This is a genomic window from Amycolatopsis sp. NBC_01488 (genome assembly GCF_036227105.1).
In the GTDB taxonomy this organism is placed as follows: Bacteria; Actinomycetota; Actinomycetes; order Mycobacteriales; family Pseudonocardiaceae; genus Amycolatopsis.
Map to the genome: position 1 here is coordinate 7,197,283 of NZ_CP109434.1, position 13,399 is coordinate 7,210,681.

Sequence of the window (13,399 nt, forward strand, 5' to 3'; positions counted from 1 at the left end):
GTGGGCTGGTTCGAAGCACTCGTCCTGGGCCTGGTCCAGGGCCTGACGGAGTTCCTCCCGATCTCCTCGAGCGCGCACCTGCGGATCGTCGCGGCGCTCGTCGGCTGGGACGACCCGGGCGCGGCGTTCACCGCCGTCACCCAGATCGGCACCGAGCTCGCGGTGATCATCTACTTCGGGAAGAAGATCGGGAAGATCCTCCAGGCCTGGTTCTTCTCGCTGTACAAGCGGGAGTGGCGCCAGGACCCGGACGCCCGGCTCGGCTGGCTGATCATCGTCGGCTCGCTGCCGATCGTGGTGCTCGGCCTGCTGCTGCAGGACCAGATCGACAGCGCGTTCCGCGACCTGCGGATCACCGCCACCGTGCTCATCGTGTTCGGCCTGATCCTGCTCTACGCCGACCGGACCGGGAAGCAGGAGCGGACGCTGGACCACCTGACGGTGCCGCACGGCCTCGGCTTCGGCTTCGCCCAGGCGCTGGCGCTGATCCCGGGCGTCTCCCGTTCCGGCGGCACGACCAGCGCGGGCCTGCTGCTGGGCTACACCCGCGCCGAGGCCGCCGAGTACTCGTTCCTGCTGGCCCTGCCGGCGGTGTTCGGTTCGGGCGTGTACAAGCTCAAGGACATCGGCTCGGGCGGCGTGCCGGCCCAGTGGGGCCCGACGATCCTGGCGACGCTGGTCGCCTTCGGCGTCGGCTACGCGGTGATCGCCTGGCTGATGGCCTACATCAAGAAGCGCAGCTTCGTCCCGTTCGTGATCTACCGGCTGGTCCTCGGCGTGCTGCTGTTCGTGCTGATCTTCACCGGCGCGCTCGACCCGAACGCGGGCCCGGTCGGCCACTGATCCACCCTACGTGGGGACCGCATGATCGGTCCCCACGTAGGGTGGGGGCCGTGAGTACGGTCATTCTGCTCAGGCACGGCAAGTCGACGGCCAACGGCTCCGGCGTCCTGGCCGGGCGTTCCCCGAAGGTCAACCTCGACGACACCGGCCGCGCCCAGGCGGAGAAGCTGGTCGACCGGCTGGACGGCGTGCCCCTCTCGGGGCTCGTCGTCTCGCCGATGCTGCGGTGCAAGCAGACCGTCGGCCCCCTCGCGGCCGCCCGGAGCCTGGAGAAGGTCGTCGAGCCCGGGCTGTCCGAAGTGGACTACGGCGACTGGACCGGCAAGGAGCTCAAGCACCTCGCGAAGGAGCCGCTCTGGCGGGTCGTGCAGGCGCACGCCTCGGCTGCGGTGTTCCCCGGCGGCGAAGGGCTCGCGGCGATGCAGGCGCGGTCGGTGGCCGCCGTCCGCGCGCACGACCGGCGGATCGCCGCCGAGCACGGCGACCACGCCGTCTGGCTGCTGTGCAGCCACGGCGACGTGATCAAGTCCATCCTCGCCGACGCGCTCGGCCAGCACCTCGACGCGTTCCAGCGGATCGTCGTCGATCCCGCGTCGATCTCGGTCGTGCGCTACACCGAGACGCGGCCGTTCGTCATGCGCGTCAACGACCACGGCGGCGATCTCCGCGGGATCGTGCCCCCGGAACCCAAGCCGAAACGCGGCAAGAAGGCCGCCAGGAGCAGTGACGCCGTCGTGGGCGGTACCACCGGACGGTGACCCTGGCCACCTCCGGAAAGCGCTGACATCGGCACCGGTGGACCACGTAGGGTGGCGGGACCGAGTGTTGCACCCGACCAGGAGCCTGCCCCGATGATTTCGCCGGACAACCCGTTCGCCGCACCCAGCGAGCTGCCCTACGCCCTGCCGCCCTTCGACCGGATCGCCGACGAGCACTACCGGCCCGCGTTCGAGGCGGGCCTGGCCGAGCACGCGGCGGAGATCGAGCAGATCGCGGCGCAGGACGCCGAGCCGACGTTCGAAAACACCATCGTGGCCCTCGAGCGCGCCGGCGAGCTGCTGGGCCGCGTGGCGAGCGTGTTCTACAACCTGTCCGGCTCCAACAGCACCGACGAGATCCAGGCCATCCAGGCAGAGTTCGCGCCGAAGCTGGCCGCCCACCACGACGCCATCCACCTGAACCCGAAGCTGTTCGCCCGCATCGACGCCCTGCACGCGAAGCGCGAAGAGCTCGGCCTGGACGAGGAGTCGCGGCGGTTGCTGGAACGGCGGCACCTCGACTTCAGCCGCGCGGGCGCCGGGCTCGGCGAGGCGGAGCAGGCCCGCCTGCGGGAGCTGAACGGGCAGCTGTCCACGCTGCAGACGAAGTTCCAGCAGAACCTGCTCAAGGACACCAACGACCTGGCCGTGGTGATCGAGGACCGAGCCGAGCTGGCCGGCTTCGGCGACGGCGCGATCGCCACCGCGGCCGAAGCGGCGGCCGCCCGTGGCGAGGACGGCAAGTACGTCATCCCGCTGACCCTGCCGACGAGCCAGGCGTCGCCGCTGGAGACGCTGCGCGACCGCGACGTCCGCGCGCGGATCCACACCGCGTCGATGGCGCGGGGCAACCGCGGCAACGACTTCGACAACAACGCCCTCGTCGCCGAGATCACCCGCCTGCGGGCCGAACGGGCCGCGCTGCTCGGCTACCCGAACCACGCGGCGTACGTCATCGCCGACGAGACGGCGAAGACGGCGGAGGCCGCCGCCGGGCTGCTCGAGCGCCTGGCACCCGCCGCGGTCACCAACGCCCGCACCGAAGCCGCGGAACTGCAGCAGCTGCTCGAAGCGGACGTTCCCGGCGCGGCCCTGCGCCCGTCGGACTGGCCGTACTACGCCGCCCAGGTCCGCCGCGAGCGCTTCGACGTCGACACCGAGGCCCTGCGCCCGTACTTCGAAGCCGACCGCGTGTACCTCGACGGCGTCTTCTTCGCCGCCACCAAGCTCTACGGGCTCACCTTCACCGAGCGGACCGACCTCCCGAAGTACCACCCGGAGGTCCGGACCTTCGAGGTCTTCGACGCCGACGGCACGCCGCTCGGCCTGTACCTGCTCGACCTCTACACCCGCGACGCCAAGCGCGGCGGCGCGTGGATGAACACCTTCGTCGACCAGTCGGAGCTGCTGGACCGCAAGACGGTCGTGGTCAACGTGCTCAACGTCGGCAGGCCGCCGGCGGGGGAGCCGACCCTGCTCACCTTCGACGAGGTCGTCACGGCGTTCCACGAGTTCGGCCACGCCCTGCACGCGCTGGTCTCGGCGGTCCGCTACCCGACGTTCTCCGGCACCAACGTGCCCCGCGACTTCGTCGAATACCCGTCCCAGGTCAACGAGATGTGGATGCTGTGGCCGGAGGTCCTGGCCAACTACGCCAAGCACCACGAGACGGGCGAGGCGCTGCCCCAGGAGCAGGTCGACAAGCTCCTCGCCGCCCAGCAGTACGGCGAAGGCTTCGCCACCACCGAGTACCTGGCCGCCTCCCTGCTCGACCAGGCCTGGCACCGCCTCGGCGTCGACGACCGCGTGGACGACGTCCAGCGCTTCGAGACCGACGCGCTCGTCAAGGCCGGTGTCGCCGTCGAAGCGATCCCGCCGCGCTACCGCACGACGTACTTCGCCCACGTCTTCAGCGGCGGCTACAGCGCCGGGTACTACTCGTACATCTGGAGCGAGGTCCTCGACGCCGACACCGTCCAATGGTTCCGCGAGAGCGGGGGACTGACCCGCGAGAACGGCGACCACTTCCGCCGCACCCTCCTAGGCCGAGGAGGAAGCATCGACCCGATGGACGCCTTCCGGGCCTTCCGCGGCCGCGACCCCGAGATCGACCCGCTGCTCGCACGCCGAGGCCTCAACGGAGTCTGACTCTTCAACTGTATAACGACCTAGACCGCGGGGCTGGCTTCAAGAAACCAGCCCCGCGGTCTTGCCTTCCTTGCCCTAAAAACCGCACTGAAAGGGGAGACCCGCGCGTCAGGTGGTCTGGCCGCCGGCGACGATGTGGTCGACGAAGCCGTAGGACAGGGCTTCCTCGGCGTCGAACCAGCGGTCGCGGTCGGCGTCGGTGGTGATCCGTTCGACGCTCTGGCCGGTCTGGCGGGCGGTGATCTCCGCGATGCGGCGCTTCATCTTGCCGAAGACCTGGGCCTGGATGGCGATGTCGGTGGCGGCGCCGCTGATCCCGGCCGAGGGCTGGTGCATGACGATGCGGGTGTTGGGCAGCAGGTAGCGCTTTCCGGGGGTGCCGGAGGTGAGCAGGAACTGGCCCATGGAGGCGACGAAGCCGAGGCCGTAGGTGGCGACGTCCGGTTTGACGAGCTGCATGGTGTCGTAGATGGCCATGCCTGCGGTGACGGAGCCGCCCGGTGAGTTGATGTAGAAGGTGATGTCCTTCGCCGGGTCGTCGGCGGCGAGCAGGAGGAGCTGGGCGATGAGCCGGTTGGCCACCTCGTCGTTGACCTCGGAGCCGAGGAAGACGATGCGGTCGCGCAGGAGCTGTTGGTAGACCGAGTCTTCGGGTGCGGTGCTCGGTGCCTGCATGTCGGGTACGGCGAAAGTGGTCATGGGCCGACGGTAGGGCGCGGGAGGGAGCGTCCGGTGGTGGTTTCGCTGTGAGCGTGCGGTGTTCGCCGGGAGCGGAGTGAGCCGGGTCTTGCCAGGGTGACCTTCGGCCGCTAACGTACAACCACATGGTTGTACTTCGGGCAGAGCGTGAGGAGTCGCTCAACCAGCTCTTCCGCGCCTTGGCCGACGGCACGCGCCGCGACATCCTGGCGCGGTCGATCACGGAAACACCGTCGGTGTCCGAGCTGGCCGCGCACTACGAGATGAGCTTCGCTGCCGTGCAGAAGCACGTCGCGGTGCTCGAGCGGGCGGGTCTCGTCCGGAAGCGAGCGAACGGCCGCGAACAGCGGGTGGCGGCCGACCGGGCGCGGCTGCGGCGGGCCGGTGAACTCCTCGACTTCTACGAGTCCGTTTGGCGCCGGCGAGTGGCGCAGCTCGACGACCTCCTGCAAGAGAAAGAAGACTGACGATGCCCGTCACCTCGGTGACCAAGGATCCGGAAGCGCTCACCCTGACGCTGGTGGCCGACTTCCCGGTTTCGCAGGAACGCCTGTGGGAGGCCTGGGCCGATCCGCGGCAGCTGGAGCGGTTCTGGGGGCCGCCGTCGGCGCCCGCGACGTTCACGCACCACGACTTCCGGGTCGGTGGCCGGGCGGAGTACTTCCTGACCGGGCCGGACGGGGAGAAGTGGAGTGGCGCCTGGAAGTTCACGGCCGTGGATCCGATCGACTCGTTCGCGGCGGACGACGGTGAGGACAACGCCGACGACGAGGACCTGCCGATGTCGATGGCGTTCGCCTTCGAGGCGACGCCGACGGGGTCGCGGATGACCAGTGTCACCCGGTTTTCGAGTGGTGAAGCCATGGCACGGACGACCCCGGGCATGGAAGCGGGCCTGCGCGCCGCGCTGCCCCAACTGGACGAGGTGCTGGCCGGATGAGAGCGCTCAAGATCATCGAGCACGTGTCGCTCGACGGCGTGATCCAGAACTCCGCCGACGGGGACGGGTTTCCGTACAGCGACTGGACCGGGCCGTACCGGACCCCGGCCGGTGCGGAGATGATGCTGGCCGCGCACGGTGACCGGTTCGACCTGCTGCTGGGCCGGCGCACCTACGACATCTTCGCGGGGTTCTGGCCGACGGTGACGGGCAACTCGATGGCGGACCGCCTGAACGCGGCGAAGAAGTACGTCGTCACCCATCGCCCTGCGGGCTTGGGCTGGGGGCCCGTGGAAGGTGTCGGGCCGGACCTGGTCGAGGGCGTCCGGCGCATCAAGGCGGAGGACGGTCCGGGGCTCGTCGTCTCGGGCAGCTCCACGTTGACGTCGGTGCTGCTCGAACACGGGCTCGCGGACGAGGTCGTGCTGGTCGTCTACCCGGTGCTGGTGGGGACGGGCAAGCGGCTCTTCGGGGAGGGGACCCCGGGGCAGTCGTTCGAGTTCGCCGGGACGACGCCGACGCCGTCCGGCGTCCTCCTCAGCACCTACAGGGTCGTCGGGCCGCTGAAGACCAGTTGACGAAGAAGGGGTCACCGTCCTGGGTGGACGGTGACCCCTTCGTGGCTCGGACTCAGATGAGGCCGAGCTTCTGCACGGTGTCGCGCTCCTCGACGAGCTCGGCGACGGAGGCGTCGATGCGGGCGCGCGAGAAGTCGTCGATCTCGAGGCCCTGGACGATCTCGTACTTGCCGTTCTTCGCGGTGACCGGGAAGGACGAGATGATGCCCTCGGGGACGCCGTAGGAGCCGTCGGAGACGACCGCGGCGGAGGTCCAGTCGCCGGCCGGGGTGCCGTTGACCCAGGTGTAGACGTGGTCGATGGCGGCCGACGCGGCCGATGCGGCGGAGGAGAGGCCGCGGGCTTCGATGATCGCCGCGCCGCGCTTGGCGACGGTGGGGATGAAGTCGCTCTCGAGCCAGGCCTGGTCGAGGTCGACGGGCTTGCCGGCGACCTCGGCGTGCTGGACCGACGGGTACTGGGTGGCGGAGTGGTTGCCCCAGATGGCGAGTTTCTTGAGCTCGGTGACCGGCACGCCGAGCTTCTTGGAGAGCTGGGCGAGGGCGCGGTTGTGGTCGAGGCGGGTCATCGCGGTGAAGCGGTCGGCGGGCACGTCGGGGGCGTGCGAGCGGGCGATGAGGGCGTTGGTGTTGGCGGGGTTGCCGACCACGAGGACCTTGACGTCGTCGGCGGCGCCGGCGTTGATGGCTTCGCCCTGGGGCTTGAAGATGCCGCCGTTGGCCTCGAGGAGGTCGCCGCGTTCCATGCCCTTGCTGCGGGGGCGGGCGCCGACGAGGAGGGCGATGTTGGTGCCTTCGAAGGCCTGCTTGGGGTCGTCGAAGATGTCGGTGCCGGCCAGGAGCGGGAACGCGCCGTCCTCGAGCTCCATGGCGGTGCCCTCGGCCGCCTTGACCGCCTGCGGGATCTCGAGGAGCCGCAGCTTCACCGGGACGTCCTGGCCGAGGAGCTGACCGGACGCGATGCGGAAGAGCAGCGCGTAGCCGATCTGGCCGGCGGCGCCGGTGACGGTCACGTTGACAGGGGCTTGGGTCATTGCGGTACTCCAGCTTGAGACGACTTTGGCTAGTGCTTGGGAGCCTATCCCTCCTCGCGGTCGCCGGTCGGGTGCGTCCAGTCACTCTCGCGTGATCGATCAAGGCGATGAGCGTCGAGCTGAACCACGCGATCGTGTGCGCGACCGAGCGGGAGGGGAACGTGACCGAGGAGCCGGCGGGCGTCGTCGTGGCGGCCTGCTGCCGGCGGAGTGAAACGATCAAGCCCGGACGTCGCGGGGTGATCGCGGACGGCGGACGGCGGTCCGGCGGTGCGAAATCGTTTTCCGGTCGAATTTCTTCGCTTTCGCGGGAATGTCGGACCAGAATTATCGGTATACCGCGTGGCGGGACGGCTACTGCGTGTTGCTCCGTTCAGCGGGGTTTCGGACCATGATCCATTCGCTACCATGGTCGGCGCCCCCGTCCCCAATTCGAATGTATTGGGAAGGATTCCGATGCTGTCTGCGGTCGTTGCTGCCGTAATGGCGCTGTCCTCTGTGGTCACCCCGCATTCGTGGAACACTCCTCCGCCGCCCGACAAAATCGTCATCGACGTCGTGAACGTCAACGGCACCGGCTGTCCGGCCAACACGGCCGCGGTCGCGGTCTCGCAGGACAACACGGCGTTCACCGTGACCTACAGCACCTACACGGCGTTGGTGGGGGTGGGCGCCGGGCCGCTGGACGCCAGGAAGAACTGCCAGATCGGCCTGCGCGTGCACGTGCCGCAGGGCTTCACCTACGGAATCGCGCAGGCCGACTACCGGGGATTCGCGCACCTGGAACGTGGTGCGACGGGCCTGGAAAGAGCGAACTACTATTTCCAGGGTAATTCGCCGACGGCCTACGTCCAGCATCCGCTGGCCGGTGCGTTCGAAGACGACTGGCATTTCACCGATTCGACGGAGGTGGGGGCGATCGCGTTCAAGCCGTGCGGTGAGGAACGCAATCTGAACATCAACACGGAATTGCGGGCCGCGGCCGGGACGTCGGATCCGAAGAAGACGACGAGCTACGTGACGATGGACTCGACCGACGGCAGCATCACCACGACGTACCACTTCGCGTGGCTGACCTGTCCCTGATCGGAGCACCGTGGGAACGGGGCGGCGCGGCTTGGCACTGCGCCGCCCCGGCGGTCACTTCTTCGCGGGGGCGCGGGGATCGGTGGCCTGGACGTCGAAGACGCGGCCGAGGGAGATGAGCGCTTCGTCGAGGTGGCTGAGGCTGGAGAGGACGGCCCGGGTTTCGGCCTGCTCGACGCGGTCGGAGACCGGGGTGCCGTCGTCGCGCACGAGCGTGCCGGGTGTGGGGCCACCCGGCGCGTCGAGTGCGGCGCGGAGGGTGTCGATGTTGGCCAGCAGCCGGCCGGTGAACTGGCGCAGGCGGTCGGCGGCGGGGCCGGCGAGCATGCCCGGCTGGGCGCGGGCGGCGACGTGGCGGGCGCGGAAGGCGATGGTCTCCAGCGTGGTCAGGACGTGCCAGCCGTAGTCGCGGCGGGCGCTGCGCAGGTTGACCGGGTGGGTCAGCGGTTCGATGGTGGTGCGGACCTGTTCGACGGCGCGGTCGAGGTCTCGGGAGAGTTCGATGACGTTGACGTTCTCCTCGCCGGTGAGCAGGTCGCGGGCGTGCTCGAGGAACTCCGCCAGCTCGTCGAGCACGGCGGTGATGTCGTCGAGCATGACCGAGCGGGTGCGGACCGGGACGATGACGACGGCGGCGAGGATGCCCGCGGCGGCACCGACCGCGGTTTCGGCGACGCGGATCCAGAGCACCGCGAGGCTGAACGTGCCGAGCAGGCTGTAGAGCAGGCCGAGCATGCTGGTGATGAAGAAGGCCATCACGACCTGGGAGACGCGCGCGGTGTAGACCATCCCGAAGACGCACACCAGGATCAGCGCGAGGGTGGCCGGGGTGTTGCCGCCGACGCCGACGGCGAGCAGGACGCCGCCGACGATGCCGATGAGGGTGCCGCCGAGGCGGCGGACGCCCTTGACGAAGGTGGCGCCGGCGCTGGAGGCGCCGATGAACACGACGAAGACCGTGAGCACGGCCCAGTACCAGCGCTGGTGGGAGACCAGCTCGCCGCCGAGCACGGCCAGCCCGCCGCCGACGACGGCCTGGATGGCGCTGCGGGTGCGGTTGTCGTAGGCGAACGCGGGGGTCGGCTCGTCGTCGTCATCGTCGAGGGGGTCCGGGGCGGACTCGGGGTCGGCGGCGCGCTGGGCGCGGTCGTCGGCCAGGGCCAGCTCGGCGAGGGCCCTGCGGACGCCGTCGCCGGGGGCCGCGTGTTCGTCGATGCGGCTGCCCTCGACGAGCATGCGGCTGTACTCGCCGGTCTGGCTGATCAGCGGGAGCTCGCGCGGGTCGCGTTCCATGAGGGCGCGGAAGCGGGCGAGCCGGGCGATGAGGTCGTCGCGGACGTCGGGGGCGAGCTCGTCGGAGCAGGTGCGCTGGACGGTGCTGGCCAGCCACTGGACGGCCAGCTCGACCTCGATGGCGCGGCGGCGCAGGCGGTCGGCGGCGCGGGCGTCGACGACGTCGGGAGCGGCGTCCTCGATGAGCAGGACGCACTCGTGGAGCCGGGCCAGCGCGCGTCGCAGCTGCTTGCGGGTGCGTTCGCTGCCGTTGACCGCGAGGTGGGCCTCGGTGGCGCGGACGACGGCGGCCAGGCGCGCCCGGAAGGCGCGGCGCACGCGGAGGAACTCGGCCTCGGGGTTGTGGCGCAGCAGCACGAACCGGACGACGGCGTTGGCGAGCACGCCGACGGCGAGTGCCATCAGCAGGTGCGGGACCTGCGCGAGGTGGGCCTGCAGGAACATCGGGAAGAAGAACAGGAAGAAGCCGATCGAGCCCAGCGCGGTGCCGCGCGGGCCGAAGCGCTGGGCGTAGACCGCGACGAAGATCAGCAGGACGAACACGACGCTGTCGAGCGGTGGCAGGGCCGAGCCGAGGCTGGCGACGGTGATGGACGCGGCCCCGGCGAGGAGCGCCAGCACGAGCGTGCCGGCCTGGGCGCGGGGCGTCGGGTCGTTGACGGTGAACGCCGTCATCATCGCGGCGATGGCGCCGACCAGCATCACGGTGAGCGGGACGTGGGTGGGCAGCAGCGCGGCCACGGCGAGGACGATGCCGAGGACGGCGGACCCGGCCAGCCGCAGCCGGACGAGGCCGGGGTCGGCCGCCACCAGCCGGTCGAGGGCGGCGGTGCGGAAGTGGTTCATCGGGCGAGCAGCTCCCACTGGGCGAGGGTGGTGCGGCGGCCGCGGGCGGCGGTGATGCGCAGCCGGTAGTGCGGGTGGGCGGCCGGGGTGGCGAGTGCGAAGGGCCGGGTCTGGCGGCGCCAGCGGAACAGCTGGTCGTGGCGTTCGTCCAGGGTGGTCCAGTGCTCGCCGTCGTCGGAGCCTTCGAGGATCCACGCGCTGGGGTCGCCGCGGCGGGTGCCGGAGGTGAGCGTGTACAGCGTGACCTCGCGGGGTTCGCCGGTGACGGTGAACTCGACCGACGGCGTGGCGCTCCGGAAGGTGACCTGGGTGCGGGTGGTGTCGTCGAAGAGCGCGCCGAGGTTCTTGGCGTCCTCGCTGGTGGCGGTGCCGGTGAGGTCGGAGATCGGGTCCGGGTGTTCGGCGGGGGGCGGCGGGGCACCCCATTCGGTCGGTTCGGTGGCGAGGTCGAAGACGAGTTCGGCGCCGCCGGCGAGGGTGGCGTGGGCGATGGTCGTGGCGTCGTGCGGTTCGCCGTCGACGGTCAGGCCGCGGACGTAGACGGTCTCGTCGGTGTTGCCGGGCGCGCGGACGACCAGCGTCCTGCCGTCGCCCAGGTGCACGGTCGCCTTCTCGAACAGCGGCGAGCCGATCGCGTAGCGCGGGCTGCCCACGGCCAGCGGGTAGAACCCGAGGGCGCTGAACACCCACCACGCGGACATCTCGCCGTTGTCCTCGTCGCCGGGGTAGCCCTGGCCGATCTCGCTGCCCAGGTAGAGCCGTCGCAGCACTTCGCGCACGACGCGCTGGGCCTTCGCGGGCGCGCCGGCGAGGTGGTAGACGTACGGGATGTGGTGCGAGGGCTGGTTGGAGTGGCCGTACTGGCCCATGCGGACGTCGCGGGCCTCGGTCATCTCGTGGATCAGTCCGCCGTACGCGCCGGGACGCTGCCCGGTCTCCGGGGTCGCGAAGAACTCGTCGAGCTTCGCTTCGAGGCCGGCGTGGCCGCCGTGCAGCGCGGCGAGGCCAGGGCCGTCGTGGGGTGCGGTGAACGCCGTGTTCCACGCGTTGGTCTCGACGAAGTCGCCGCCCCACGCGGCCGGGTCGTAGCCCTCCGGACCGAACTTGCGGCGGCCGTCGCGGTGGCGGCCCTGGAAGAAGCCGATCTCGGGGTCGAAGTGGTGGACGTAGTGCTTCGCGCGCTCGCGGAAGTAGGCGGCGTAGTCCGCGTACATCCGTGCCCGGGGCCCGTCGCTTTCCCGGGAAAGCGCCTCGGACAGGTTCGCGAGGCCGAAGTCGTTGATGCAGCCCTCGAGTGCCCAGGACAGTCCTTCGTGGACGGACACCGGGGTGTAGCCGAGGAAGATCGACTGGTCGAGGCCCTTGCGCCCGACCGAGCGGTGTGGCGAGGTGACGGTGGCGTTCTTCAGTGCGGCGTCGTAGGCGGCCTCGACGTCGAAGTTCCGGATGCCCTTGAGGTAGGCGTCGGCGAAGGCCACGTCGGAGCTGGTGCCGGTCATCAGGTCCGCGTAGCCCGGCGAGGACCAGCGGGCGATCCAGCCGCCTTCGCGGTACTGCTGGACGAACCCGTCGACCATCCGGCCGCAGTGCTCGGGGGTGAGCAGCGCGTACGCGGGCCAGGTGGTGCGGTAGGTGTCCCAGAAGCCGTTGTTGACGTACAGCTCGCCGTCGACGACTTTCGCGCCGGTGCGCCGCCGGGTGCTCGGCCACCGGCGGCGCACCACCGGGCTGGCGTGCCGGATGCCTTTCGGGGTGTTCTCGTGGGCGGCGTTCGGGTAGAGGAACAGCCGGTAGAGGTTGGAGTACAGGGTGGTGCGCTGGTCCTCGGTGGCGCCTTCGACCTCGACGCGGCCGAGCTGCTCTCGCCACAGCTCGCGGGCCTGGTCGCGGACCTGCTCGAACGTCGTCCCGGCCGGGATCTCCAGCTCGAGGTTGCGCTTGGCCTGCGCCAGGCTGATCAGCGACGTCGCGATCCGCAGGGTCACGTCGGGGCCGTCGAACTCGAAGTAGCCCGACACCCGCCGCCACGGTGGCACGCGGACCTTGGCGCCGCGCGTCGCCGGGGCGTCCGTGACGCCGTAGACGAACATCCGGCGCGCGCCGGCGGACAGGCGGCTGCGGACCCGCGTGTAGCCGCTGATCACGCCGGTGTCGGCGTTCAGGCGCAGGCGGCCGCGGTCGCGGACGTTGTCGAACAGCAGCCAGCCGTGCTTGTCCGGGAAGGTGAACCGCAGGATCGCGGCGTGGGACGTCGGCGCGAGGTCGGCGGTCATGCCGTTGGCGAACCGGACGCCGTAGTGGTGCGGCGAGTCGGTCTCGTCGTCGTGGGAGAAGGCCAGTGCGCGCTTGCGGCGGTCGCGTTCGACCGGGCCGGTGCCGGGCATGACGTGGAAGGTGTGCCGGTCGCCCATCCACGGGCTCGGCTGGTGGCTCAAGGCCAGGGCCTGCAGCGCCGGGCGGTTCTGCTCGTCGTTGTGGCGGTGGTAGGAGTAGATCCAGTTGGTGACGCGAGCGTCGGTGACCGGGGTCCAGAAGTTGAACCCGTGCGGCACCGCGGTCGCCGGGAAGGTGTTGCCGCGGGAGAAGTCGCCGCTGGAGTGCGTGCCGCGGGTCGTGCGGACGCAGTCGACCGGGTCGCGCGGCGGCTCGGGGCGTTCGGCGACGCGGACGTCGTCGAGCCAGCCGGTGATCTCGCCGGGTGCGTCGGTGCGCAGCACGATCCGGCTGATCCGGCGCCCCGCGAACGCTCCCAGCGGACGGCGGACGAGGTTCCACTGGTCGACCCACAGCGTCTTGTCGTCCACCGGCGCGAACCCGGCCGAGGTGCCGTCGGCGAACTCGACGTCGAGGCTCACCCGGGTGGCGTGGTAGGCGGGGATCTCGCCGTCGGACCGCGGGAAGACCACATAGGACAGCTCGGTGTGCCCGGTGACGGGCACGTCGAGTGCGAACAGGACGCTGCGCGGGCGGGCGCCGTAGCGCAGGGCCCTGACCCCGGTGAAGCCGACGCCGGTCTTGGCCGTGGGGGAGCGGTCCGGCCCGCTGTCGACGGTCAGCGCGGGGTCCGCGGGCCGCGGGTCACCGGTTTCGAAGGAAGAGGAGAACACGGCGTCGGGCATGCGCCCACCGTATCGGCCGAACGGCGTAGCGTGTGCTCGACGCGGGGGAGGTCCCG

Annotated in this window: 11 protein-coding genes; 7 read left to right on the plus strand and 4 right to left on the minus strand. The window is 70.6% G+C overall.

What is annotated here, in order from left to right; genetic code table 11:
- The 3 genes from OG738_RS34075 (at position 1) to OG738_RS34085 (ending at position 3,749) form a co-directional block, all read left to right on the plus strand.
- Positions 1 to 843, plus strand: a complete 843-nt coding sequence (locus tag OG738_RS34075; protein WP_329047259.1) for an undecaprenyl-diphosphate phosphatase — start codon at positions 1 to 3, stop codon at positions 841 to 843.
- Between the two features lie 50 nt (positions 844 to 893).
- On the plus strand, positions 894 to 1,601 hold the full coding sequence (locus OG738_RS34080; protein WP_329047260.1) for a histidine phosphatase family protein: 708 nt from the start codon (positions 894 to 896) through the stop codon (positions 1,599 to 1,601).
- A 93-nt stretch (positions 1,602 to 1,694) separates the two neighbouring features.
- On the plus strand, positions 1,695 to 3,749 hold the full coding sequence (locus OG738_RS34085) for a M3 family metallopeptidase (protein ID WP_329047261.1): 2,055 nt from the start codon (positions 1,695 to 1,697) through the stop codon (positions 3,747 to 3,749).
- Between the two features lie 108 nt (positions 3,750 to 3,857).
- Here the strand turns inward: OG738_RS34085 and OG738_RS34090 are convergent, their stop codons facing one another.
- Entirely contained in the window at positions 3,858 to 4,448 is a 591-nt protein-coding gene (locus OG738_RS34090) for a ClpP family protease (protein ID WP_329047262.1), read from the minus strand.
- 125 nt (positions 4,449 to 4,573) lie between these two features.
- Here OG738_RS34090 and OG738_RS34095 point away from each other — a divergent pair, with 125 nt between their 5' ends.
- Genes OG738_RS34095 through OG738_RS34105 form a run of 3 tightly spaced genes read left to right on the plus strand, consistent with a single transcriptional unit; the run spans position 4,574 to position 5,966 of the window.
- Positions 4,574 to 4,915: an ArsR/SmtB family transcription factor gene (locus OG738_RS34095; RefSeq protein WP_329047263.1), complete on the plus strand. Its 342-nt coding sequence runs from the start codon at positions 4,574 to 4,576 to the stop codon at positions 4,913 to 4,915.
- A 2-nt stretch (positions 4,916 to 4,917) separates the two neighbouring features.
- Positions 4,918 to 5,388: an SRPBCC family protein gene (locus tag OG738_RS34100; protein ID WP_329047264.1), complete on the plus strand. Its 471-nt coding sequence runs from the start codon at positions 4,918 to 4,920 to the stop codon at positions 5,386 to 5,388.
- A complete protein-coding gene (locus OG738_RS34105) occupies positions 5,385 to 5,966 on the plus strand; it encodes a dihydrofolate reductase family protein (RefSeq protein WP_329047265.1) in 582 nt (193 codons plus the stop codon). The genes OG738_RS34100 and OG738_RS34105 overlap by 4 nt, the downstream gene beginning before the upstream one ends.
- A gap of 52 nt (positions 5,967 to 6,018) precedes the next feature.
- On the opposite strand, the gene OG738_RS34110 is transcribed toward OG738_RS34105, so the two are convergent.
- Entirely contained in the window at positions 6,019 to 6,999 is a 981-nt protein-coding gene (locus tag OG738_RS34110) for a malate dehydrogenase (RefSeq protein ID WP_329047266.1), read from the minus strand.
- A 456-nt stretch (positions 7,000 to 7,455) separates the two neighbouring features.
- On the opposite strand from OG738_RS34110, the gene OG738_RS34115 reads away from it, so the two are divergent.
- Positions 7,456 to 8,085 carry a DUF4360 domain-containing protein gene (locus tag OG738_RS34115; RefSeq protein WP_329047267.1) on the plus strand — a complete coding sequence of 210 codons (630 nt, stop codon included), beginning with the start codon at positions 7,456 to 7,458 and terminating at the stop codon, positions 8,083 to 8,085.
- A gap of 54 nt (positions 8,086 to 8,139) precedes the next feature.
- Here OG738_RS34115 and OG738_RS34120 read toward each other — a convergent pair whose 3' ends face one another.
- Positions 8,140 to 10,224 (minus strand): FUSC family protein, encoded by a 2,085-nt coding sequence (locus tag OG738_RS34120; RefSeq protein WP_329047268.1) that lies wholly within the window; start codon positions 10,222 to 10,224, stop codon positions 8,140 to 8,142.
- Complete coding sequence (locus OG738_RS34125) at positions 10,221 to 13,343, minus strand: GH92 family glycosyl hydrolase (RefSeq protein ID WP_329047269.1); 3,123 nt, start codon at positions 13,341 to 13,343, stop codon at positions 10,221 to 10,223. The genes OG738_RS34120 and OG738_RS34125 overlap by 4 nt, the downstream gene beginning before the upstream one ends.
- Between the last annotated feature and the right edge of the window lie 56 nt (positions 13,344 to 13,399).